Below are 19,116 nucleotides of genomic sequence, written 5' to 3'. Positions count from 1 at the left end.
GAGCCTCGATTCGGGAGAGGACGGCGCCGGTATGGGCTGGGTAACCGACTGGAGTGCGCAGGCTGCCTGCCGCACTACCGATCCGGATGAACTGTTCGTTCAGGGAGCAGCGCAGAACAGGGCCAAGGCGGTGTGCACCGGATGCCCGGTACGCACCGAATGTCTGGCCGACGCGCTCGACAACCGCGTCGAGTTCGGCGTGTGGGGAGGCATGACGGAGCGCGAGCGCCGCGCACTGCTGCGCAGGCGGCCGACGGTGACCTCCTGGCGCCGGCTCCTGGAGACGGCGCGTTCGGAGTACGAGCGTGGGGTGGGCATCCTGCCGCTCGACGACGACCAGATGTACGAGAACTACGCGGCGGTGAGCTGAGGAGAACCCTCGGCTCAGGCGTCGGCAGCCTCGGGCAGCTCCGGCCGGTTGGCCGCGAGCCGGTTCCCGATGTCCCGTAGCCCCGTGAGGTCATGCACGTCGCCGGGCAGCGCGGCCACTTCGGCTACCGCCACCTCGGGGTGGAGCGCGGTGAAGCGGTCACGCGTGCGCTGCTCTCGGGAGAGCAGGTGCATGCGTTCCGCGTGCAGCCTCAGCAGGCCCGCGGTGAGATCGTTCACGGTCCGGTCCGCGTCTGTGGGGGTGCCGCGCTCCGGATCGGGTGCTGGAGACTCGGGTGCTGGAGATTCTGAACTGCCGTACGTGTCGGGAGAGTTACGAAGTCCAGCTTTCCCGCCGTCCTGATCGACAATGCCGGGCTCTTCAAGATTTTCCGCAGCGGCGAGGGCCCGCTCGGCGGACAGCTGGGCGGCGCCGCTGCCGTGGACGCGGTTGAGCACCAGACCGGCCAGCGGCATGTCCTCGGCGGCCAGTCGCTCCACGAAGTACGCGGCCTCCCGCAGCGCGTCCCGCTCGGGAGCCGCCACCACCAGGAACGCCGTACCGGGCGCCTGGAGGAGCTTGTACGTGGCGTCCGCGCGCGTGCGGAAGCCGCCGAACATCGAGTCCATCGCCGCCACGAACGTCTGCACGTCCTTCAGCAGTTGGCCGCCCAGCAGCTTGCCGAGTGCGCCGGTCATCATCGACATCCCGACGTTCAGGAACTTCATCCCCGCGCGTCCGCCGACCTTGGCGGGCGCCAACAGGACGCGGATCAGCTTGCCGTCCAGGAACGACCCCAGCCGCTTCGGCGCGTCCAGGAAGTCCAGCGCCGAACGCGAGGGCGGGGTGTCGACGACGATCAGGTCCCACTCGTCCCGCGCGCGGAGCTGGCCCAGCTTCTCCATCGCCATGTACTCCTGCGTGCCCGCGAAGCCCGCCGACAGCGACTGGTAGAACGGGTTGCCCAGGATCGCGGCGGCCCACTCCGGATCCGCGTGCGCCTCGACGATCTCGTCGAAGGTGCGCTTCATGTCGAGCATCATCGCGTGCAGTTCGCCGTCCCCCTCGACGCCCTTGACGCGGCGCGGGGTGTTGTCGAGCGAGTCGATGCCCATGGACTGCGCGAGCCGGCGCGCCGGGTCGATGGTGAGGACCACCACTTTGCGGCCGCGCTCGGCCGCCCTGAGCCCCAGCGCCGCCGCCGTGGTCGTCTTGCCGACGCCGCCCGAGCCGCAGCAGACCACGATGCGGGTCGCCGGGTCGTCGAGCAGCGGATCGAGGTCGAGCAGGGGCACGGGGGAGAGGCGGCGCCGGGTGCCTCCCGTGTCGTGGGTCTTGGCGTCGGCCGTGTCTCGGGCCTTGCTGCCCTGGGCGTGAGCCTGGTCCGGACTCATGCGATCCCCTGCTTCCGCAGTTCCGTGGCGAGCTGGTACAGGCCCGCGAGGTCCAGGCCCTCGGCGAGCAACGGCAGTTCATGCAGCGGCAGGTCCAGCTCGCCCAGGACCGTGCGCTGCTCGTGCTCCAGCGCGTACCGCTCGGCGTACTCCCCGGCCTGTTTCAGGAGCGGATCCACCAGCCGCTCGGCGTGCCCGCCGCGCCGCGCCCCGCCGAGCCCGGCGGCGGACAACGAGCGGGCAACAGAAGAACGCGTCACGGTCCGGACGAGTTCCAGCCCGTCCTCGTCCAGCACCTCGGGCCGCACCATGTTGACGATGACCCGCCCCACCGGCAGCTTCGCCGCCCGCAGTTCGGAGATGCCGTCGGCGGTCTCCTGGACCGGCATCTCCTCGAGCAGCGTCACCAGGTGCACGGCCGTCTCCGACGACTTCAGCACCCGCATCACGGCCTGCGCCTGATTGTGTATCGGGCCGATCCTGGCCAGCCCGGCGACCTCGTCGTTGACGTTCAGGAAGCGCGTGACGCGGCCCGTGGGCGGGGCGTCCATGACGACGTAGTCGTACACGAACCGCCCGTTCTTGTCCTTGCGCCGTACCGCCTCGCACGCCTTGCCGGTGAGGAGCACGTCCCTCAGGCCGGGTGCGACGGTGGTGGCGAAGTCGATGGCGCCGAGCTTCTTCAGGGCCCGTCCGGCGCCCCCCAGTTTGTAGAACATCTGGAGGTAGTCCAGTAGGGCCAGTTCGGGGTCGATGGCGAGGGCGTACACCTCACCGCCCCCCGGGGCGACGGCGATCTTGCGTTCCTCATAGGGCAACGCCTCCGTCTCGAAGAGCTGCGCGATGCCCTGCCGGCCCTCCACCTCGACGAGAAGCGTGCGCTTCCCTGCCGTGGCGAGGGCCAGCGCAAGGGCCGCGGCGACCGTCGTCTTACCGGTCCCGCCCTTGCCGCTGACGACCTGGAGCCTGCTCACGTCTTCGAGCGTAACCAGTCGGCGCCCGAGGCAACCGGGAGGCTGTGGACAACGCAGTCGGCAATCGGCCACATGGCCTGTGGAACAGCCCCTCGGGCAACAGCCGATACAGTCGGCCGCATGACCAAGTGGGAATATGCAACTGTGCCGCTGCTCGTCCATGCCACGAAGCAGATTCTGGACACCTGGGGCGAGGACGGCTGGGAACTCGTCCAGGTCGTGCCCGGGCCGAACAACCCGGAGCAGCTCGTCGCCTACCTGAAGCGGGCGAAGGCGTGAGCGCGGTCGAGGCGAGGCTCGCCGAGCTGGGGCTGACCCTGCCGGCGGTCGTGCCGCCCCTCGCGGCCTACCAGCCCGCAGTGCAGTCCGGTCCGTACGTGTACACGGCCGGCCAGCTGCCCATGGTGGAGGGCAAGCTGCCGGTCACCGGCAAGGTCGGCGCCGAGGTCACCCCCGAGGAGGCCAAGGAGCTGGCCCGCACCTGCGCGCTGAACGCCCTGGCCGCCGTCAAGTCGGTCGCGGGCGACCTGGACCGCATCGCGCGCGTGGTGAAGGTCGTCGGCTTCGTGGCGTCGGCCACCGACTTCACCGGCCAGCCCGCCGTCCTCAACGGGGCGAGTGAGCTGCTGGGCGAGGTCCTCGGCGACAAGGGCGTGCACGCGCGCAGCGCGGTGGGCGTCGCGGTGCTGCCGCTGGACGCGCCGGTGGAGGTCGAGATCCAGGTCGAGCTCGTCCCCTAGCCGCGCGCCGCACGCCCTGCCGGGGTCCCTCAGGCATGCTCTGACCTCGGGGACCTCTCGAACATTCGCTCACCACGGGATAGCCTCGCGCCCATGGCGAATGGGCAGTGGTTTCCCCAGGACTGGCCGGAACGCATCCGTGCGCTCGCGGACGGCGCCCTCACTCCGGTCGTCCCGAAGCGCGCGGCCACCGTCATGCTCCTGAAGGACACCGACAGCGGTGGCCCCGTCGTCCACATGCTGCGCAGACGCGCCTCCATGGCCTTCGCCGGAGGCGCGTACGCCTATCCCGGCGGCGGCGTCGACCCACGCGACGACGACCTGCACGTCCGCTGGGCGGGCCCCACGCGCGCGTGGTGGGCCGAGCGGCTCGGCGTCGACGAGACCGCGGCCCAGGCGATCGTCTGCGCGGCGGTGCGCGAGACCTACGAGGAGGCCGGCGTCCTGCTCGCCGGGCCGACCCCCGACTCCGTCGTCGGCGACACCACGGGCGCCGACTGGGAGGCCGACCGGGCCGCGGTGGCCGCCCGCGACGTGTCCTTCGCCGAGTTCCTCGACCGTCGCGGCCTGGTCCTGCGCTCCGACCTCCTCGGCGCCTGGACGCGCTGGATCACCCCGGAGTTCGAGCCCCGCCGCTACGACACCTGGTTCTTCGTGGCCGCGCTCCCCGCGGGCCAGCGCACCCGCAACGCCTCCACGGAGGCCGACCGCACGGTGTGGATCCGCCCGTCCGACGCGGCCGCCTCGTACGACAAGGGCGAGCTGCTGATGATGCCGCCCACCATCGCGACCCTGCGCCGGCTCGCCCCCTACGCCACGGCCGCCGAGGCGCTCGCCGCGGCCCCCGACCTCGACCTGACCCCCGTCCTGGCGCAGGCCCGCCTGGAGGACGGCGTGGTCGTGCTGTCCTGGCCGGGGCACGACGAGTTCACCAGGCACATCCCCGTCGACACGACCGGCGGCGGATCCGCGTGACAGACGTGACAGAGGTGACAGACGTGACGGGCCCCCGACAGCCCCGCCCGACGGAAGGCTCCCTCGTATGACCGACGCAGCCGCCCTCCCCGGCCAGCCGCGAGGCGGGGTCCTCTCGGGGCCCGCCACCCCGCGCGCGGTCAACGTTCTCGCGCCGAACGCCTCCGCGATGACCCTGGACGGCACGAACACCTGGATCGTCTCCGAGCCCGACTCCGAGCTGGCGGTCGTGATCGACCCGGGCCCCCTGGACGACGGCCACCTGCGCGCGGTCGTCCACACCGCCGAGCAGGCCGGCAAACGCGTCGCCCTGACCCTGCTGACCCACGGTCACCCCGACCACGCCGACGGCGCCGTCCGCTTCGCCGCGCTGACCGGCACGAAGGTACGGGCTCTGGACCCGGCGCTGCGGCTGGGCGAGGAGGGCCTGGGCGCCGGCGTCGTGGTCACCGTCGGCGGCCTGGAGCTGCGGGTAGTCGCGACGCCCGGCCACACCGCCGACTCGCTCTGCTTCCACCTCCCGGCCGACCGGGCCGTCCTGACCGGTGACACGATCCTGGGCCGCGGCACGACCGTCGTGGCGCACCCCGACGGCCGTCTGGGCGACTATCTGGACTCCCTGCGACGGCTGAGGTCCCTCACGGTCGACGACGGCGTCCACACGGTCCTCCCGGGCCACGGGCCCGTCCTGGAGGACGCCCAGGGCGCCGTCGAGTTCTACCTCGCCCACCGTGCCCACCGCCTCGCCCAGGTCGAGACGGCCGTCGAGAACGGCTTCCGCACCCCCGCCGAGGTCGTCGCCCATGTGTACGCCGACGTCGACCGCTCCCTGTGGCCGGCGGCGGAGCTGTCGGTACGGGCCCAGCTGGAGTACCTGACCGAGCACGGCCTCATCTAGTTTCCACAGGTGGTCGACTAGTTCCCACTAACTCCCACTAGTTCCCACAGGTGGTCGACACACCTGGGTCGTCCCTACGGGCGCGGGGCTTTGACGCCGTGCACGCGCGCGTACTCCTGCACGAGCCAGGGGCCGAGGTCGTCGACGTACGACTCAAGGACGGCCCCGTCCCCCGTCGGGTCGTAGCCGCGGACGGCCGCCGCCCGCACCTGCTCCGCGCGCGCGGGGTAGTACGCGCCGAACGCCGCCGCCATTTCGTGCAGGTCGCTCGTCCAGCCGTTCCAGCGGGGCATGACGAGGGTGAACGCGGTGCGCACGAGGTGCCGGGACATGAACCGGACGAGAGGCCGCCGGGCCTCCTCGGAGTCGTCCACCGAGGAGACGCGGTCACGCCAGCGAGCCAGGACCAGCGCGAGGTCGCCGTTGGTCTCGCGGGCGAGCAGCGAGTCGGGACGGTAGCGGGGGAGGTGCTCGGCGAGGTCCTCGCCGAGCAGGGGTGTGCACAGGCAGGCCACGAACCACCCCAGGTCGTGCCGTTCCAGCTCGCTCAGCACGCACGCGTGGCCGACGAGAAGCGTCCCGCCGCCGTCGATCTGCGGGAACTCCTTGTCGAGGGACTCGTCGAGCGCTCGGCCGTCGGCCCGGTCCGCGTCGGTGGGCTCCTCGCGCAGGACGACCAGGAGGTCCAGGTCGCTGCGGCCCACGCGCGCGGTGCCGCGAGGGATCGACCCGTAGAGGTACGCGCTGTGCAGCCGGCCCCCGAAGACGTCCGGGATCCGCTCCCGAGCCGCCGCGACGACGGGCCCGAACGCATGCGGCACGCGCGCGAGGGAGCCTTCACGGGCGATGTAGCCCTGGGAGTCGAGCCCCCGCAGGGGAACCGTTTCGCTCATGGGCCCACTGTGCACGGCAGGGCAGCGGCGGGCAGCGCATTTTTTCAGCGCCGGTCGCGGCACATCAGCCCGTCCGGCGCTTGAGGACGAGGCCCGTCAAGGGCCGAAGCGGGGGCCTGGGGGCGGCAGCCCCCAGTGACGGTCACACTGTGACCTACCCGCACCGCTCAGCCAGCGGCCGGCGCCTAGCGGGACCGCTTGGCGAGCCGCTCCACGTCCAGCAGGATGACGGCGCGCGCCTCCAGGCGGAGCCACCCGCGCTGGGCGAAGTCCGCCAGCGCCTTGTTCACGGTCTCGCGCGAGGCGCCGACGAGCTGCGCCAGCTCCTCCTGCGTCAGGTCGTGGACGACGTGGATGCCCTCCTCGGACTGCACACCGAAGCGGCGCGAGAGGTCCAGCAGGGCGCGGGCCACGCGGCCGGGGACGTCCGAGAAGACCAGGTCGGACATGGCGTCGTTGGTCTTGCGCAGGCGCCGGGCGACGGCGCGCAGCAGCGCGGTGGCCACCTCGGGGCGGGCGTTCAGCCAGGGCTGGAGGTCGCCGTGGCCGAGGCCGAGGAGCTTGACCTCGGTAAGGGCGGTGGCCGTCGCCGTGCGCGGGCCCGGGTCGAACAGCGACAGCTCGCCGATCAGCTCGCTGGGGCCCACCACGGCCAGCATGTTCTCCCGGCCGTCCGGGGAGGTGCGGTGGAGCTTGACCTTGCCCTCGGTGACGACGTAGAGCCGGTCGCCCGGGTCGCCCTCGTGGAACAGGGAGTCGCCACGCGCCAGGGTCACCTCGCTCATGGAGGCGCGCAGTTCTGCGGCCTGCTCGTCGTCGAGAGCCGCGAAGAGCGGGTTGCGCCGCAGGACGTCGTCCACGAGTTCTCTCCTTGTCGACCTGCTCAGGGGATCTTGCTCCCCCGCTTACCAGGGGACCGTGTTCCCCATTTTGCCGGACGGTCCAAACAGTGTGATCTGTCACAAGGATGCCGCACACATGTCCCGAGGTAAGCGGCAGGGGTCCAATTGGGGGCTGATCTTCGGGGTCCGGGGCGGATGTCGGTGCCGGGCTTTAGGCTGGCCGGGTGTCCAAATCGCCGGTGAGAGCACAGGCCAAGGGGGCTGGACGGGTGGTTGTACGTCGTGTTTCCGCTGTGGGCGAACAGGACTCCGGCGGTGGTGACAAAACGGCAAAGGTGACAAAAGAGATGCCTGCGAAAAAAGCGGCCGGCACCGGGAAGACGGCCGAAACGGAGAAGCCGGCGGGCAGCGAGAGGGCGGTCGGCACGGAGAAGCCGGCGGGCAGCGAGAGGGCGGTCGGCACGGAGAAGGCGGCGGGCAGCGAGAAAGAGGCCGCCGCCGTCGTCAGGAGGACGGCGGCCAGGAAGCCCGAGTCCCGTACCGCCCTCGTGCGCCGTGCCCGCCGCATCAACCGCGAGCTCGCCGAGGTCTATCCGTACGCCCACCCCGAGCTGGACTTCGAGAACCCGTTCCAGCTGGTGATCGCCACCGTCCTGTCCGCCCAGACCACCGACCTCCGGGTGAACCAGACGACTCCCGCCCTTTTCGCCAAGTACCCCACCCCCGAGGACCTGGCCTCCGCCAACCCGGAGGAGGTCGAGGAGATCCTCCGCCCCACGGGATTCTTCCGGGCCAAGACGAAGTCGGTGATAGGTCTCTCCAAGGCTCTCGTGGAGGAGTTCGGCGGCGAGGTCCCCGGCCGGCTGGAGGACCTGGTCAAGCTGCCCGGCGTCGGCCGCAAGACGGCCTTCGTGGTCCTGGGGAACGCTTTCGGCCGCCCCGGCATCACCGTGGACACGCACTTCCAGCGGCTCGTACGGCGCTGGCAGTGGACCGAGCAGACCGAGCCCGACAAGATCGAGGCCGCCGTCGGCTCGCTTTTCCCCAAGAGCGAGTGGACGATGCTCTCGCACCATGTGATCTTCCACGGCCGCCGCATCTGTCACGCCCGCAAGCCCGCCTGCGGAGCCTGCCCCATCGCCCCGCTCTGCCCGGCGTACGGCGAGGGCGAGACGGACCCGGAGAAGGCGCGGAAGCTCCTGAAGTACGAGAAGGGCGGCTTCCCCGGCCAACGCCTGAACCCGCCCCAGTCCTACCTGGACGCGGGCGGCAGGCCGGCCCCGCCGCTGGGGGCCGGATGACGGGAGGGCCGACGGCGGCGGGGCAGCCCGTCGTCCGTGCACGAACGACCGTGAGGCGGTCCCTGGAACGATCTGTCGGTGCTCGGGCGTTGGACTGGGCAGAACGGGGGGTGGTGTGGTGATGACGCGTGCGAGCAATACCCAGGGCGGTCCGGTGACGCTCAGCAAGGAGGGCCTGCCGGGCTGGCTCGATCCGGTGGTGCACGCGGTGGAGACGGTCCAGCCGCTCCAGCTCAGCCGCTTCCTGCCCCCGGCGGACGGCGCGGGGCGCCAGTCGGCCGTCCTCATCCTGTTCGGCGACGGCGAGCGCGGCCCCGAGTTGCTGCTCATGGAGCGCGCGAGCTCCCTGCGCTCCCACGCGGGCCAGCCCTCGTTCCCGGGCGGCGCCCTCGACCCGGAGGACGGCGACCCGCACGGTGACGGGCCGCTGCGCGCCGCGCTGCGCGAGGCCGAGGAGGAGACCGGCCTCGATCCGTCCGGCGTCCAGCTCTTCGGTGTGCTGCCCAAGCTGTACATCCCGGTCAGTGGCTTCGTCGTCACCCCGGTGCTGGGCTGGTGGCGCGAGCCGAGCCCGGTGGGCGTCGTCGACCCCGGCGAGACGGCCCGCGTCTTCACGGTCCCCGTGGCGAATCTCACAAATCCGGACAACCGGGCCACGACCGTGCATCCCAGCGGCCACCGCGGCCCGGCATTCCTGGTCGAATCCGCCCTTGTATGGGGGTTCACGGCCGGCGTCATCGATCGTCTGCTGCACTTCGCGGGCTGGGAGCACCCCTGGGACCGCGAGAAGCAGGTCCCGCTCGACTGGCGGTCATGACAGGGTGTCCACCGTGCTGTGTCTGCCTGGGGGATGCTGTGTCCCGTTGCCGCTTCGCGGCGGGCCAGACCCCCGGCCGACCTGTGGTGACCGTGAATTGATGAGGCGAGGCGCGAAGCGGTGAACGTGCTGGACATCCTGTTGCTGGTCGCGGCCGTATGGTTTGCGGTCGTCGGCTACCGCCAGGGCTTCGTCGTCGGGATCCTGTCGGTGATCGGCTTCCTGGGCGGTGGCCTGGTCGCCGTCTATCTGCTGCCCGTGATCTGGGACGCCCTGACCGACAACTCCGAGGTGAGCACCACGGCCGCCGTCGTCGCGGTCATCGTCGTGATCGTCTGCGCCTCGGTCGGGCAGGCCCTCACCACGCACCTCGGCAACAAGCTGCGCCGCTACATCACCTGGTCCCCGGCCCGCGCGCTGGACGCCACGGGCGGCGCGCTGGTCAACGTCGTGGCGATGCTGCTGGTGGCCTGGCTGATCGGTTCCGCGCTCGCCGGCACCACCCTGCCCACGCTGGGCAAGGAGGTCCGTAGCTCCAAGGTGCTGCACGAGGTGTCCGAGGCGCTGCCCGACCAGGCCGACACCTGGTTCGCCGACTTCTCCTCCGTCCTCGCGCAGAACGGCTTCCCGCAGGTCTTCAGCCCGTTCTCCAACGAGCCGATCACCGACGTCCAGCCGCCCGACCCGGCCCTGGCGAACAGCCCCGTGGCCAGGCGCGCGCAGCGCTCCATCGTCAAGGTCATGGGCACCGCGGAGAGCTGCGGCAAGGTCCTGGAGGGCACCGGCTTCGTCTTCGGCGAGCGCCGCGTCATGACCAACGCGCACGTCGTGGGAGGTGTCGACCAGCCCACCGTCCAGCTAGGCGGCGAGGGCCGCAAGTACGACGCCACGATCGTGCTGTACGACTGGAAGCGCGACATCGCGGTCCTTGACGTACCGGATCTCGACGCGCCCGTGCTGCAGTTCACCACGAAGGACGCGACGAGCAGCGACGACGCGATCGTCGCCGGGTTCCCGGAGAACGGGTCGTACGACGTCCGTGCCGCGCGCGTACGCGGTCGGATCACGGCCAACGGACCGGACATCTACCACCGCACCACCGTGCGCCGCGACGTGTACTCGCTGTACGCGACCGTCCGTCAGGGCAACTCCGGCGGCCCCCTGCTCACCACCGACGGCAAGGTGTACGGCGTGGTCTTCGCGAAGTCCCTCGACGACGCCGACACCGGCTACGCCCTCACCGCGGACGAGATCCAGCAGGACATCGACGCGGGACGTACCGCGGGCCAGGAAGTGGACAGCGACAGCTGCGCCCTCTGACGGGTCAGCCTCGTGGGTGACGCAGGCGGACCGACACCCAGCGGGCCCGGCGGCGCAGGATGCGCGGAATGCCCACCCGGAGGTCGGAACCCGGCAGTTGCGGGTCGGCACCTCGTTGGTGGGGGCTCAGGCCACTGGCCGAGCGGCGGTTGCGTGCTGCGTCACTGTAGTCGTGCGTCCAGCCCATACCTCGACGTCTGCCCCTGCCCCAAGGTCGATAACCGCCCTCGGGCCCGCCAATTGGCCTATGCGCCGGGCATTTGGCTGTTCGTAGTACAGGCGTTCAGGTCCGGATACCGGGCGCGATGGCGTGGTCACCGATCGGGTTCGGGATCCTTCAGCCAATTGACCAGTTCCGTGGAGAAAGCGACCGGGTCCTCCTCGTGCGGGAAGTGGCCCAGACCGTCGAACAGCCGCCAGCGGTACGGCGCTTCGACGTACTCGCCGGAGCCAGCCGCACTGCGAGTGCGCATCACCGGATCGAGGGAGCCGTGCAAGTGGAGCGTGGGCACGCGCACGGGCCGCTTCATGCGCCGGTAGAACTGGACGCCGTCCGGGCGGGCCATCGAGCGCACCAGCCAGCGGTACGGCTCCACCGCGCAGTGCGCCGTGGACGGGATGCACATCGCACGCCGGTACGTCTCCACCGTCTCGTCCTCCGGCAGTCGCGGCCCGGACCACTCCCGGATCAGCCGGCCCACCAGTTCGCCGTCGTCGGCGGTGAGCTGCCGCTCGGGGATCCAGGGCCGCTGGAACCCCCAGATGTGGGAGCTCGCGGTCGTCTGCCGGACGTCGGCGAGCATCGCCGAGCGCCAGCGCCGGGGATGCGGCATCGAGGCGACGGCGAGCCGCCGCACGAGCTTGGGGCGCATCACGGCCGCCGTCCACGCCAGATAGCCGCCCAGGTCGTGGCCGACCAGTGCGGCGTCCGGCTCGCCCAGGGAGCGGATCACGCCGGTGATGTCGAGGGCGAGGTTGGCCGGGTCGTAGCCGCGGGGCGTACGGTCGCTGCCGCCCACGCCCCGCAGGTCCATCGCGACGGCTCTGAAGCCCGCGTCGGCCAGCGCGACCAGCTGGTGCCGCCATGTCCACCAGAACTGCGGGAAACCGTGGACGAGCATGACCAGCGGACCGTCGCCCAGCTCCGCGATGTGGAACCGCGCGCCGTTCGCGGCGACCTCGCGGTGGGTGACCTGGACGCCGAAGACCGTGTCCGGCCGTACGACCGAAGCGGGCTGGGCCGATGGGGTGGCGGGGTCCGTCATGACGACGAGCGTCCCACAGCCTCGATGGCCGCCGGGACCCGATCCTGCGGGAGCTCGGGCCGCGGGTGCGGCTTGGCGTTCTGCAGGACGCCCGCGGTCTCCTTCATGGACGCCGCGACCTTCTGGGGGCCCTTGCCCTTCTGCGCCTTCTTCGCGAAGAGCACGCCGATCAGCACCAGGACGAGCGCGACGAGTACGTTCGCCGCGAACGACAGCAGGAAGCAGACCGCGAGGTTCCAGTCGCTCCAGGTCCGGATGCCGTACGCCAGCGCGAAGTTCAGCATCGGCAGGGAGAACACCAGGACCGCGCCGGCCACCGAGAACGCCCCGCCGCTCATCGCGCCGCGCTTGACGTCCTGCTTCAGCTGCGCTTTCGCCAGCGCGATCTCGTCGTGCACCAGCGCCGACAACTCGGTCGTCGCCGAGGCGAACAGCTGGCCGATGCTGCGTTCGGCGCCGACCGGGCTGCCGTCGGGTGCGCTCATCGCGTTCTCCCTTTTCTGCTGCTACGTGTATCCGCTGCTGCACTCGTCGTTCTGGATTCTTTTGTACCGTCCCGTCAGATCATGCCGGACGGTCGCCCTCCTCGCCCGCCCCGCCCGCCACTTCGGCAAGCCCGTGGCACGCTTCGGCCTCCTCCTGGGCGCTCCGCCGGGCGATCTCCTCGGCGATCCGGCGGTGCTCGGCGGCCTTGCGGTCGAGGATCTCCGCCATCCGCAGGTGGTACGCCGGGTCGTCCTGCTCGTAGACGTCCGGGATGCCGTCGAGGTCGTCGTCGCGCTCCTCCGCCTCCCATATCCGCCGGTACTTGGCGTTGCGCAGCTTCAGCAGGACCGTCGCCAGGGTCGCCGCGATCAGCGAGCCCAGCAGGACGGAGGCCTTGACCTCGTCGGTGAGCGCGGCGTCGCCCTCGAAGGCGAGTTCCCCGATCAGCAGCGAGACGGTGAAGCCTATGCCCGCGAGGGACGCGACGGCGAAGACGTCCGCCCAGGCGACGTCCTCGCTGAGCGAGGCCCGGGTGAAGCGGACGGTCAGCCAGGTCCCGCCGAAGACGCCGATCGTCTTGCCGACGACGAGACCGAGGACCACACCCAGCGTCTCCGGCTGGGCGAACACATCCGCGAGCGCGCCGCCCGAGACCGCCACACCCGCGCTGAACAGGGCGAACAGTGGCACCGCCAGACCGGCGGAGAGCGGCCGGACGAGATGCTCGATCCGCTCGCCGGGGGAGTGCTCCTCGCCCTCGCGCGTGGTGCAGCGCAGCATCAGGCCCATCGCGACACCGGCGATCGTGGCGTGGATGCCGCTGTTGTACATCAGCGCCCAGATCACCAGCGCGAGCGGCACATAGACGTACCAGCCGCGCACGCCCTTGCGCAGCAGCAGCCAGAAGACGACGAGCCCGAGGACCGCGCCGCCCAGCGCCGCGAAGTCGATCGTGTTCGTGAAGAACGCCGCGATGATCAGGATGGCGAACAGGTCGTCGACGACGGCGAGGGTGAGCAGGAAGGCGCGCAGCGCGCTCGGCAGGAAGGTGCCGATGACGGCGAGCACGGCGAGCGCGAACGCGATGTCGGTGGCGGTGGGCACCGCCCAACCGCCCAGGGAGCCGCCGCCGGTGAGGTTGGTGAGCGTGTAGACGAGCGCCGGTACGACCATCCCGCAGAGCGCGGCCACCACGGGCAGCGCGGCGGCTTTGGGGTCCTTGAGGTCACCGGCCACCAGTTCGCGCTTGAGCTCTATACCGGCGACGAAGAAGAAGATCGCGAGGAGGCCGTCAGCGGCCCAGTGTGCGACGGAGAGGTTCAGCCCGAGGGCGTGGGGCCCGAGGTGGAAGTTGCTGACGCTCTCGTAGCTGTCGTGCAGCGCCGGGATGTTCGCCCAGATCAGCGCGGTGACGGCGGCAACGAGCAGCAGGACACCGCCGACGGTCTCGGCACGCAACGCCTCCGCGACGAAATTCCGTTCGGGGAGGGACAGCCGTCCCAGGACCTTGCGGGGACTTGGGGTGCGGGGCGCGGGCACGGTGGGGACCTCCGGTCGGTGGGCAGGACTGAGCACATGCCGACCAGACTTCCCGGCGCACCTATTTTGTTTAGTCTACCTAAAGTGCACTGGGAGGAATCCGGCGATTCCTACGTTAGGTGCGAAAAGGGCACCCGGCGCGCACCTGTCACCGGGTGCCCTGCAAGGGCGTGCTCAGTCCCCGCTCGGCCCTTGTCAGTCCTCGCTCGGCGCTGCCGGGAGCTTCGACTGGATGAGGTCCATGACCGTGGAGTCGGTCAGTGTGGTGACGTCACCGAGCTGGCGGTTCTCCGCGACGTCCCGCAGCAGCCGACGCATGATCTTGCCGGAGCGGGTCTTCGGCAGCTCCGCGACCGGCAGGACCCTCTTCGGCTTGGCGATCGGCCCGAGCGTGGCGCCGACGTGGTTGCGCAGATCGGCGACGAGGCCCTCGTCCTCCGCGCTCGCCGTGCCGCGCAGGATGACGAAGGCGACGATCGCCTGCCCGGTCGTCTCGTCGGCGGCGCCCACCACGGCCGCCTCGGCGACGGACGGGTGGGAGACGAGAGCCGACTCGACCTCCGTGGTGGAGATGTTGTGCCCGGAGACGAGCATGACGTCATCCACGCGCCCGAGCAGCCAGATGTCCCCGTCGTCGTCCTTCTTCGCGCCGTCCCCGGCGAAGTACTTGCCCTCGAAGCGGGACCAGTAGGTGTCGAGGAACCGCTGGTCGTCCCCCCAGATGGTGCGCAGCATCGACGGCCACGGCTCGGTGAGGACCAGGTAACCGCCTCTGCCGTTCGGCACCTCGTTCGCCTCGTCGTCGACGACGGTCGCGGAGATGCCGGGCAGCGGAGTCTGCGCGGAGCCGGGCTTGGTCTCGGTGACGCCGGGCAGCGGCGAGATCATCATCGCGCCCGTCTCGGTCTGCCACCAGGTGTCGACGATGGGGGTCCGGTCGGCGCCGATGTGCTTGCGGTACCAGATCCAGGCCTCGGGGTTGATCGGTTCACCGACCGAGCCGAGGACGCGGAGGGAGGTGAGATCGAACTTCGCGGGGATGTCGTCGCCCCACTTCATGAACGTACGGATGGCTGTCGGCGCCGTGTACAGGATCGTCACCCCGTACTTCTGCACGATCTCCCAGAAGCGGCCCTGGTGCGGGGTGTCGGGCGTGCCCTCGTACATGACCTGCGTCGCGCCGTTGGCCAGCGGGCCGTACACGATGTACGAGTGCCCGGTCACCCAGCCGACGTCGGCGGTGCACCAGTAGACGTCGGTCTCCGGCTTGAGGTCGAAGACGGCGTGGTGCGTGTACGCGGTCTGCGTGAGGTAGCCGCCGGAGGTGTGCAGGATGCCCTTCGGCTTCCCCGTGGTGCCGGAGGTGTAGAGGATGAACAGCGGGTGCTCGGCCTCGAACGCCTCGGGCGTGTGCTCGGTGGACTGCCCCTCCACGATCTCGTGCCACCAGACGTCACGGCTGTCGTCCCAGGCGACCTCCTGGCCGGTACGCCGGACCACCAGCACATGCTCGACGTTGTCCACGCGCGCGACCGCGTCGTCGACGGCCGGCTTCAGCGCGGACGGCTTGCCGCGCCGGTAGCCGCCGTCGGACGTGATGACGACCTTGGCGTCCGCGTCCTGGATCCGGGTGGCCAGCGCGTCCGCCGAGAAACCGCCGAAGACTACGGAGTGCGCGGCGCCGATCCGGGCACACGCCAGCATCGCGATCGCCGTCTCGGGGATCATCGGCATGTAGACCGCGACCCGGTCGCCCTTGCGAACTCCCAGCTCCAGCAGGGCGCCTGCGGCCTTGGACACCTCGTCCTTGAGCTCGGCGTAGGTGATGGCGCGGCTGTCGCCGGGCTCCCCCTCGAAGTGGATGGCGACCCGGTCGCCGTTCCCTGCCTCGACATGCCGGTCGACGCAGTTGTAGGCGACGTTGAGCTCGCCGTCCTTGAACCACTTGGCGAACGGAGGGTTCGACCAGTCCAGCGTCTCCGTCGGCTCCTTGGCCCAGGTCAGCCGACGGGCCTGCTCGGCCCAGAAGCCGAGCCTGTCAGCCTTGGCCTGTTCGTACGCCTCCGCCGTGACGTTGGCGTCGGCCGCCAGCTCGGCGGGCGGCGCGAACCTGCGCTCTTCCTTCAGCAGGTTGGCCAGGCTTTCGTTGCTCACGACATCTCCCTCTCGAAGGGTGTCCGTGTCCGTTGTGTCCCAGGCCACAGCTCATCAGACCCAGGGGTCCGGTGACAAGGGCCGACGAAAAATTGGTTTAGACCTGTCGGCGTGCGTCCCGGGGCGGTGGTAACCGGTACCCGGAGCCATTGATACCCACGGACGGCGGCCGATCGGAGTTCAGCCGGTGTAACGCCTTTCACACCCGTTCCCCGGTGCGGGTGCGGGTGCGGGTGCGGGTGGGGGTCCGGGTGTGCGTGGGCGTGTGGGCGTGGATGGGGGCGGGGTTGGGCTTGGGCGGCGCCGGCCGAGGAGAGGGGCTCGGCGGACGCCGCCCGTCGTCACGCCGTCAGGTCCGTCACTCCCACATGGTCGAACAGCTCGCCGCCGTTCTCTCCGGTGAGCAGGTACGTCTGGGCCTCGCCCACGTGGAAGTACAGCCCGTGCAGCTCCAACGCCCCGGCCCGCAGGGCTCGGCCCACCGACTCATGGGCCCGCAGGTGCTCCAACTGCTGGACCACGTTGGTCAGGCAGAGCTGCTCGACCGCGTCCGCCGGTGCCCGCCCGGCCAGCCGGGCCCAGGGGCGGCTGTCGTCGCCCATCCGCTCCAGACTGGGCAACCCGTGCCGCAGCCACCGCTTCAGCGGGGTCCGGGGGCCGCCGAGTTCGGAGGCCAGCAGCGCCTGCATGGCCCCGCACCCGGAGTGCCCGCACACCGTGATGGACCGCACCTTCAGCACGTCCACCGCGTACTCGATGGCCGCCCCCACCGAGTCGTCCCCGCTCTCCTCGCCGGGCGGCGGCACGAGGTTGCCCACGTTGCGGACCACGAACAGATCGCCGGGACCACTGGAGGTGATCATCGAGGTGACCAGTCGTGAGTCGGCGCAGGTGAGGAAGAGCTGGGTGGGCTGCTGCCCCTCCCGCGCCAGCCGCGCCAGCTCGCCCCGCACCAGCGGCGCGGTGTTGCGCTGGAACGCGCTGATGCCACGCACCAGTTGATGTCCACTCGGCCCGGCGGGCCCGGCGTGCCCGGCAGGCCCGGTGTGCCCGGCAGGCCCGGCGTGCCCGGCGTACTTGGGGTTCTCGGTGTGCCCGGCATGACCGGCAAGCTCGGCGTTCTTGGTCTGCTCGGCGTGCTGGGCGTGCTGGGCGTGCTGGGCGTGCTCGGCGTTCTCGGCGTGCGTGGCCTGACCGGCATGTCCGGCGAGCTCTGTTCTCTCCTCGGGCTCGGTCCTCTCCTTTCTCTTCCTATGGGCCGTGTCCGGCGGCTCTGTCGAGCTCGGCGTGTCCGTCGAGTCCGCCGTCTTGGGCGGTCGGGGCGCCGCTGTCGTCGTCGTTTCCCGTGGCACCTCGCACTGGTGGTTCCGCCACGGCGTCCAGGGACGGCACCGGCAGTCGGCGATGGCGGTGTCTGTGGTGGGAACCGGGCCGAGACCTCGGGGAGCGGTCGACTCGCTCTCCTCGGCCCTGGAGCCGTCACCTCTGCCGGTGCCGCTGCCGCTGCCAGTGTCGACGTTTGTCTCGAGTACGGCTCCGGTGCCGAGCCCCGTGCCGGTGCGGCGGCCGGTCAGCTCCACGGAGCCACCGTGCGCGGTGTGCGCCTTCTGCCAGTCGTGCAGGGACTCGTACGCCGCGTGATCCATGAAGGAGCCGTCCAACTCGACCACGACCTGGGTGCCTTGGGGCACGAGGTGCAGCATGCGGCTGAGCCGCGGTACGGCGAGGAACGTCAACTGGCCTCGTACGTGTACGTGATGGACTCCTTCCTTCTCGTAGTGCGTGATGCGGGTGCGGGTGAGGCGGTGCAGGGCGACGGCTACGGCCACGGCGATGCCGAGCATGACGCCCTGCAGGACGCCGAGGAGCACCACGCCGAGGGTGGTGACGGCGTACACCAGCACCTCTCGGTGGCGTGTCACCGTGCGAATGTGGTGCAGGGACACCATCTGGATGCCGACGGCCATCACCAGGGCGGCGAGTGAGGCGAGCGGGATGAGATCCAGGATCGGGACCATCAGCAGCGCGGCGACTACTACGAGAACGCCGTGCAGCATCGTGGAGTTCCGGCTCACGGCACCGGCTTGGACATTTGCCGAACTGCGCACGGCCACACCTGCCACCGGCAGTCCGCCGAGTGCGCCGGAGGCGATGTTGGCCGCCCCCTGACCGAGCAGCTCGCGGTCCAGGTCCGAGCGGCCGACGCGGGTGGAGCGGGAGCCGAGCAGGCCGGGGCGCGAGGCGATCAGCTTGTCCACGGCGATCGCGCCGAGCAGTGACTGCACGCTGCACACCAGGGTGGTGGTGAGGACGGCGGCGGCGATCCCGAGCACCCGCCCGTCGGGCAGCCCGGCCAGGGCGTGGCTGCTCCAGGAGGGCAGGTCGACCTTGGGCAGGGTGAGGCCGGTGAGCGCGGCGGTCGCGGTGGCGCCCGTGACGGCGACGAGCGCGGCCGGCGCGTGGTGCAGCAGACGGCCCACCCGGCCGGGGATGCGCGGCCAGAGCAGCAGCAGGGTCAGGGTCAGTGCGCTCACGGCCACGGCCGCGGGCTGCAGTCGGGCCAACTGGGCGGGAAGGGCGCGGAGGTTGTCGAGGACGGAGCTCTGGGGGCTGCCGCCGAGGACGATGTGCACTTGGGCGACGGCGATGGTGACGCCGATGCCGGCGAGCATGCCGTGCACGATGGCGGGGCTGACGGCGAGGGCGGTGCGCGCCACGCGCAGACAGCCGAGGCCCAGTTGGGCGAGTCCGGCGAGGACGGTGATGGCGCATGTCGTCCGCCAGCCGTAGCGCTGGATGAGGTCGGCGGTAACGACGGTCAGGCCCGCTGCGGGGCCGCTGACCTGGAGTGGTGATCCGCCGGCCCAGCCGACCACGATCCCTCCGATGGCGGCGGCGACAAGGCCGGCCTGGAGAGGGGCGCCGGTGGCGAGGGCGATGCCGAGTGACAGGGGCAGGGCGATCAGGAAGACCGCGATCGAGGCGGACAGGTCGGCGCCCGCGATGCGGAAGCGGCGGTGCGGGGCCGGTGGGGGGCTGTGGGGTGGGTGGGTGCGCTCGGTGCGCGTCGAGTGGGCAGTGCGGGTGGGGGCGCAGGCGGACATGTTTCCCGTCTCCTCCGGGGCAGCGCGGTCGCGGAACTGGTGGT

Annotated in this window: 18 protein-coding genes; 8 read left to right on the top strand and 10 right to left on the bottom strand. The window is 71.0% G+C overall.

Annotated features, from left to right (window positions below; genetic code table 11):
• Positions 1-31 precede the first annotated feature (31 nt).
• Positions 32-370, top strand: a complete 339-nt coding sequence (gene wblA / locus ACIBTS_RS15970) for a transcriptional regulator WblA (protein WP_173877846.1) — start codon at positions 32-34, stop codon at positions 368-370.
• A gap of 14 nt (positions 371-384) precedes the next feature.
• Here the strand turns inward: wblA and ACIBTS_RS15965 are convergent, their stop codons facing one another.
• On the bottom strand, positions 385-1,764 hold the full coding sequence (locus tag ACIBTS_RS15965) for an ArsA family ATPase (protein ID WP_399319807.1): 1,380 nt from the start codon (positions 1,762-1,764) through the stop codon (positions 385-387).
• Entirely contained in the window at positions 1,761-2,738 is a 978-nt protein-coding gene (locus ACIBTS_RS15960) for an ArsA-related P-loop ATPase (protein ID WP_399319806.1), read from the bottom strand. The genes ACIBTS_RS15965 and ACIBTS_RS15960 overlap by 4 nt, the downstream gene beginning before the upstream one ends.
• 120 nt (positions 2,739-2,858) lie before the next feature.
• Between ACIBTS_RS15960 and ACIBTS_RS15955 the strand changes: the two genes are divergently transcribed.
• From ACIBTS_RS15955 to ACIBTS_RS15940, 4 genes are all read left to right on the top strand, one after another.
• Positions 2,859-3,017, top strand: coding sequence for a DUF4177 domain-containing protein (locus ACIBTS_RS15955; RefSeq protein ID WP_020129281.1), 159 nt, complete (start codon positions 2,859-2,861; stop codon positions 3,015-3,017).
• Complete coding sequence (locus ACIBTS_RS15950; protein ID WP_079660795.1) at positions 3,014-3,478, top strand: RidA family protein; 465 nt, start codon at positions 3,014-3,016, stop codon at positions 3,476-3,478. Before ACIBTS_RS15955 ends, ACIBTS_RS15950 begins: the two co-directional genes overlap by 4 nt.
• 93 nt (positions 3,479-3,571) lie before the next feature.
• Complete coding sequence (locus ACIBTS_RS15945; protein ID WP_399319804.1) at positions 3,572-4,453, top strand: NUDIX hydrolase; 882 nt, start codon at positions 3,572-3,574, stop codon at positions 4,451-4,453.
• 67 nt (positions 4,454-4,520) lie between these two features.
• Positions 4,521-5,351: an MBL fold metallo-hydrolase gene (locus tag ACIBTS_RS15940; RefSeq protein WP_399319803.1), complete on the top strand. Its 831-nt coding sequence runs from the start codon at positions 4,521-4,523 to the stop codon at positions 5,349-5,351.
• Between the two features lie 74 nt (positions 5,352-5,425).
• Here ACIBTS_RS15940 and ACIBTS_RS15935 read toward each other — a convergent pair whose 3' ends face one another.
• Positions 5,426-6,244 (bottom strand): nucleotidyltransferase domain-containing protein, encoded by an 819-nt coding sequence (locus tag ACIBTS_RS15935; RefSeq protein ID WP_399319802.1) that lies wholly within the window; start codon positions 6,242-6,244, stop codon positions 5,426-5,428.
• Between the two features lie 185 nt (positions 6,245-6,429).
• A complete protein-coding gene (locus tag ACIBTS_RS15930; RefSeq protein ID WP_020129286.1) occupies positions 6,430-7,104 on the bottom strand; it encodes a Crp/Fnr family transcriptional regulator in 675 nt (224 codons plus the stop codon).
• A gap of 329 nt (positions 7,105-7,433) precedes the next feature.
• Between ACIBTS_RS15930 and nth the strand changes: the two genes are divergently transcribed.
• From nth to ACIBTS_RS15915, 3 genes are all read left to right on the top strand, one after another.
• Complete coding sequence (gene nth, locus ACIBTS_RS15925; RefSeq protein ID WP_399319800.1) at positions 7,434-8,387, top strand: endonuclease III; 954 nt, start codon at positions 7,434-7,436, stop codon at positions 8,385-8,387.
• Positions 8,388-8,508: 121 nt separating this feature from the next.
• On the top strand, positions 8,509-9,204 hold the full coding sequence (locus ACIBTS_RS15920) for an NUDIX hydrolase (protein WP_399319798.1): 696 nt from the start codon (positions 8,509-8,511) through the stop codon (positions 9,202-9,204).
• 120 nt (positions 9,205-9,324) lie between these two features.
• Positions 9,325-10,524: a MarP family serine protease gene (locus ACIBTS_RS15915; protein WP_399319796.1), complete on the top strand. Its 1,200-nt coding sequence runs from the start codon at positions 9,325-9,327 to the stop codon at positions 10,522-10,524.
• A gap of 4 nt (positions 10,525-10,528) precedes the next feature.
• Here the strand turns inward: ACIBTS_RS15915 and ACIBTS_RS15910 are convergent, their stop codons facing one another.
• The 6 genes from ACIBTS_RS15910 to ACIBTS_RS15885 all read right to left on the bottom strand — a co-directional run bounded on the left by ACIBTS_RS15910 (position 10,529) and on the right by ACIBTS_RS15885 (position 19,072).
• Complete coding sequence (locus ACIBTS_RS15910; RefSeq protein ID WP_078890568.1) at positions 10,529-10,711, bottom strand: hypothetical protein; 183 nt, start codon at positions 10,709-10,711, stop codon at positions 10,529-10,531.
• Positions 10,712-10,838: 127 nt separating this feature from the next.
• Positions 10,839-11,789, bottom strand: a complete 951-nt coding sequence (locus ACIBTS_RS15905; RefSeq protein WP_319674912.1) for an alpha/beta hydrolase — start codon at positions 11,787-11,789, stop codon at positions 10,839-10,841.
• Positions 11,786-12,274 (bottom strand): phage holin family protein, encoded by a 489-nt coding sequence (locus ACIBTS_RS15900; protein WP_079660787.1) that lies wholly within the window; start codon positions 12,272-12,274, stop codon positions 11,786-11,788. Before ACIBTS_RS15900 ends, ACIBTS_RS15905 begins: the two co-directional genes overlap by 4 nt.
• Before the next feature lie 79 nt (positions 12,275-12,353).
• Positions 12,354-13,814 (bottom strand): Na+/H+ antiporter NhaA, encoded by a 1,461-nt coding sequence (gene nhaA, locus ACIBTS_RS15895; protein WP_399319794.1) that lies wholly within the window; start codon positions 13,812-13,814, stop codon positions 12,354-12,356.
• Between the two features lie 195 nt (positions 13,815-14,009).
• The gene (acs, locus tag ACIBTS_RS15890; RefSeq protein ID WP_399319792.1) at positions 14,010-15,968 is read right to left on the bottom strand and encodes an acetate--CoA ligase; all 1,959 of its coding nucleotides are present in this window, start codon (positions 15,966-15,968) and stop codon (positions 14,010-14,012) included.
• A 341-nt stretch (positions 15,969-16,309) separates the two neighbouring features.
• The gene (locus ACIBTS_RS15885) at positions 16,310-19,072 is read right to left on the bottom strand and encodes a SulP family inorganic anion transporter (protein WP_399319790.1); all 2,763 of its coding nucleotides are present in this window, start codon (positions 19,070-19,072) and stop codon (positions 16,310-16,312) included.
• Between the last annotated feature and the right edge of the window lie 44 nt (positions 19,073-19,116).

The sequence above is a fragment of the Streptomyces sp. NPDC050121 genome, from assembly GCF_044460385.1.
Classification (GTDB): domain Bacteria; phylum Actinomycetota; class Actinomycetes; order Streptomycetales; family Streptomycetaceae; genus Streptomyces; species Streptomyces soliscabiei.
Note: the sequence above shows the minus strand (reverse complement) of the source record. Positions and strands in the feature narration are given on the sequence as shown.

Coding starts and splice junctions, on each gene's coding strand:
- nth (WP_399319800.1), top strand. CDS start 7,434: ATGCCTGCGAAAAAAGCGGCCGGCACCGGGAAGACGGCCGAAACGGAG.
- ACIBTS_RS15885 (WP_399319790.1), bottom strand. CDS start 19,072: ATGTCCGCCTGCGCCCCCACCCGCACTGCCCACTCGACGCGCACCGAG.
- ACIBTS_RS15965 (WP_399319807.1), bottom strand. CDS start 1,764: ATGAGTCCGGACCAGGCTCACGCCCAGGGCAGCAAGGCCCGAGACACG.
- ACIBTS_RS15910 (WP_078890568.1), bottom strand. CDS start 10,711: ATGGGCTGGACGCACGACTACAGTGACGCAGCACGCAACCGCCGCTCG.
- wblA (WP_173877846.1), top strand. CDS start 32: ATGGGCTGGGTAACCGACTGGAGTGCGCAGGCTGCCTGCCGCACTACC.
- ACIBTS_RS15905 (WP_319674912.1), bottom strand. CDS start 11,789: ATGACGGACCCCGCCACCCCATCGGCCCAGCCCGCTTCGGTCGTACGG.
- ACIBTS_RS15935 (WP_399319802.1), bottom strand. CDS start 6,244: ATGAGCGAAACGGTTCCCCTGCGGGGGCTCGACTCCCAGGGCTACATC.
- ACIBTS_RS15955 (WP_020129281.1), top strand. CDS start 2,859: ATGACCAAGTGGGAATATGCAACTGTGCCGCTGCTCGTCCATGCCACG.
- ACIBTS_RS15945 (WP_399319804.1), top strand. CDS start 3,572: ATGGCGAATGGGCAGTGGTTTCCCCAGGACTGGCCGGAACGCATCCGT.
- ACIBTS_RS15940 (WP_399319803.1), top strand. CDS start 4,521: ATGACCGACGCAGCCGCCCTCCCCGGCCAGCCGCGAGGCGGGGTCCTC.
- ACIBTS_RS15900 (WP_079660787.1), bottom strand. CDS start 12,274: ATGAGCGCACCCGACGGCAGCCCGGTCGGCGCCGAACGCAGCATCGGC.
- ACIBTS_RS15920 (WP_399319798.1), top strand. CDS start 8,509: ATGACGCGTGCGAGCAATACCCAGGGCGGTCCGGTGACGCTCAGCAAG.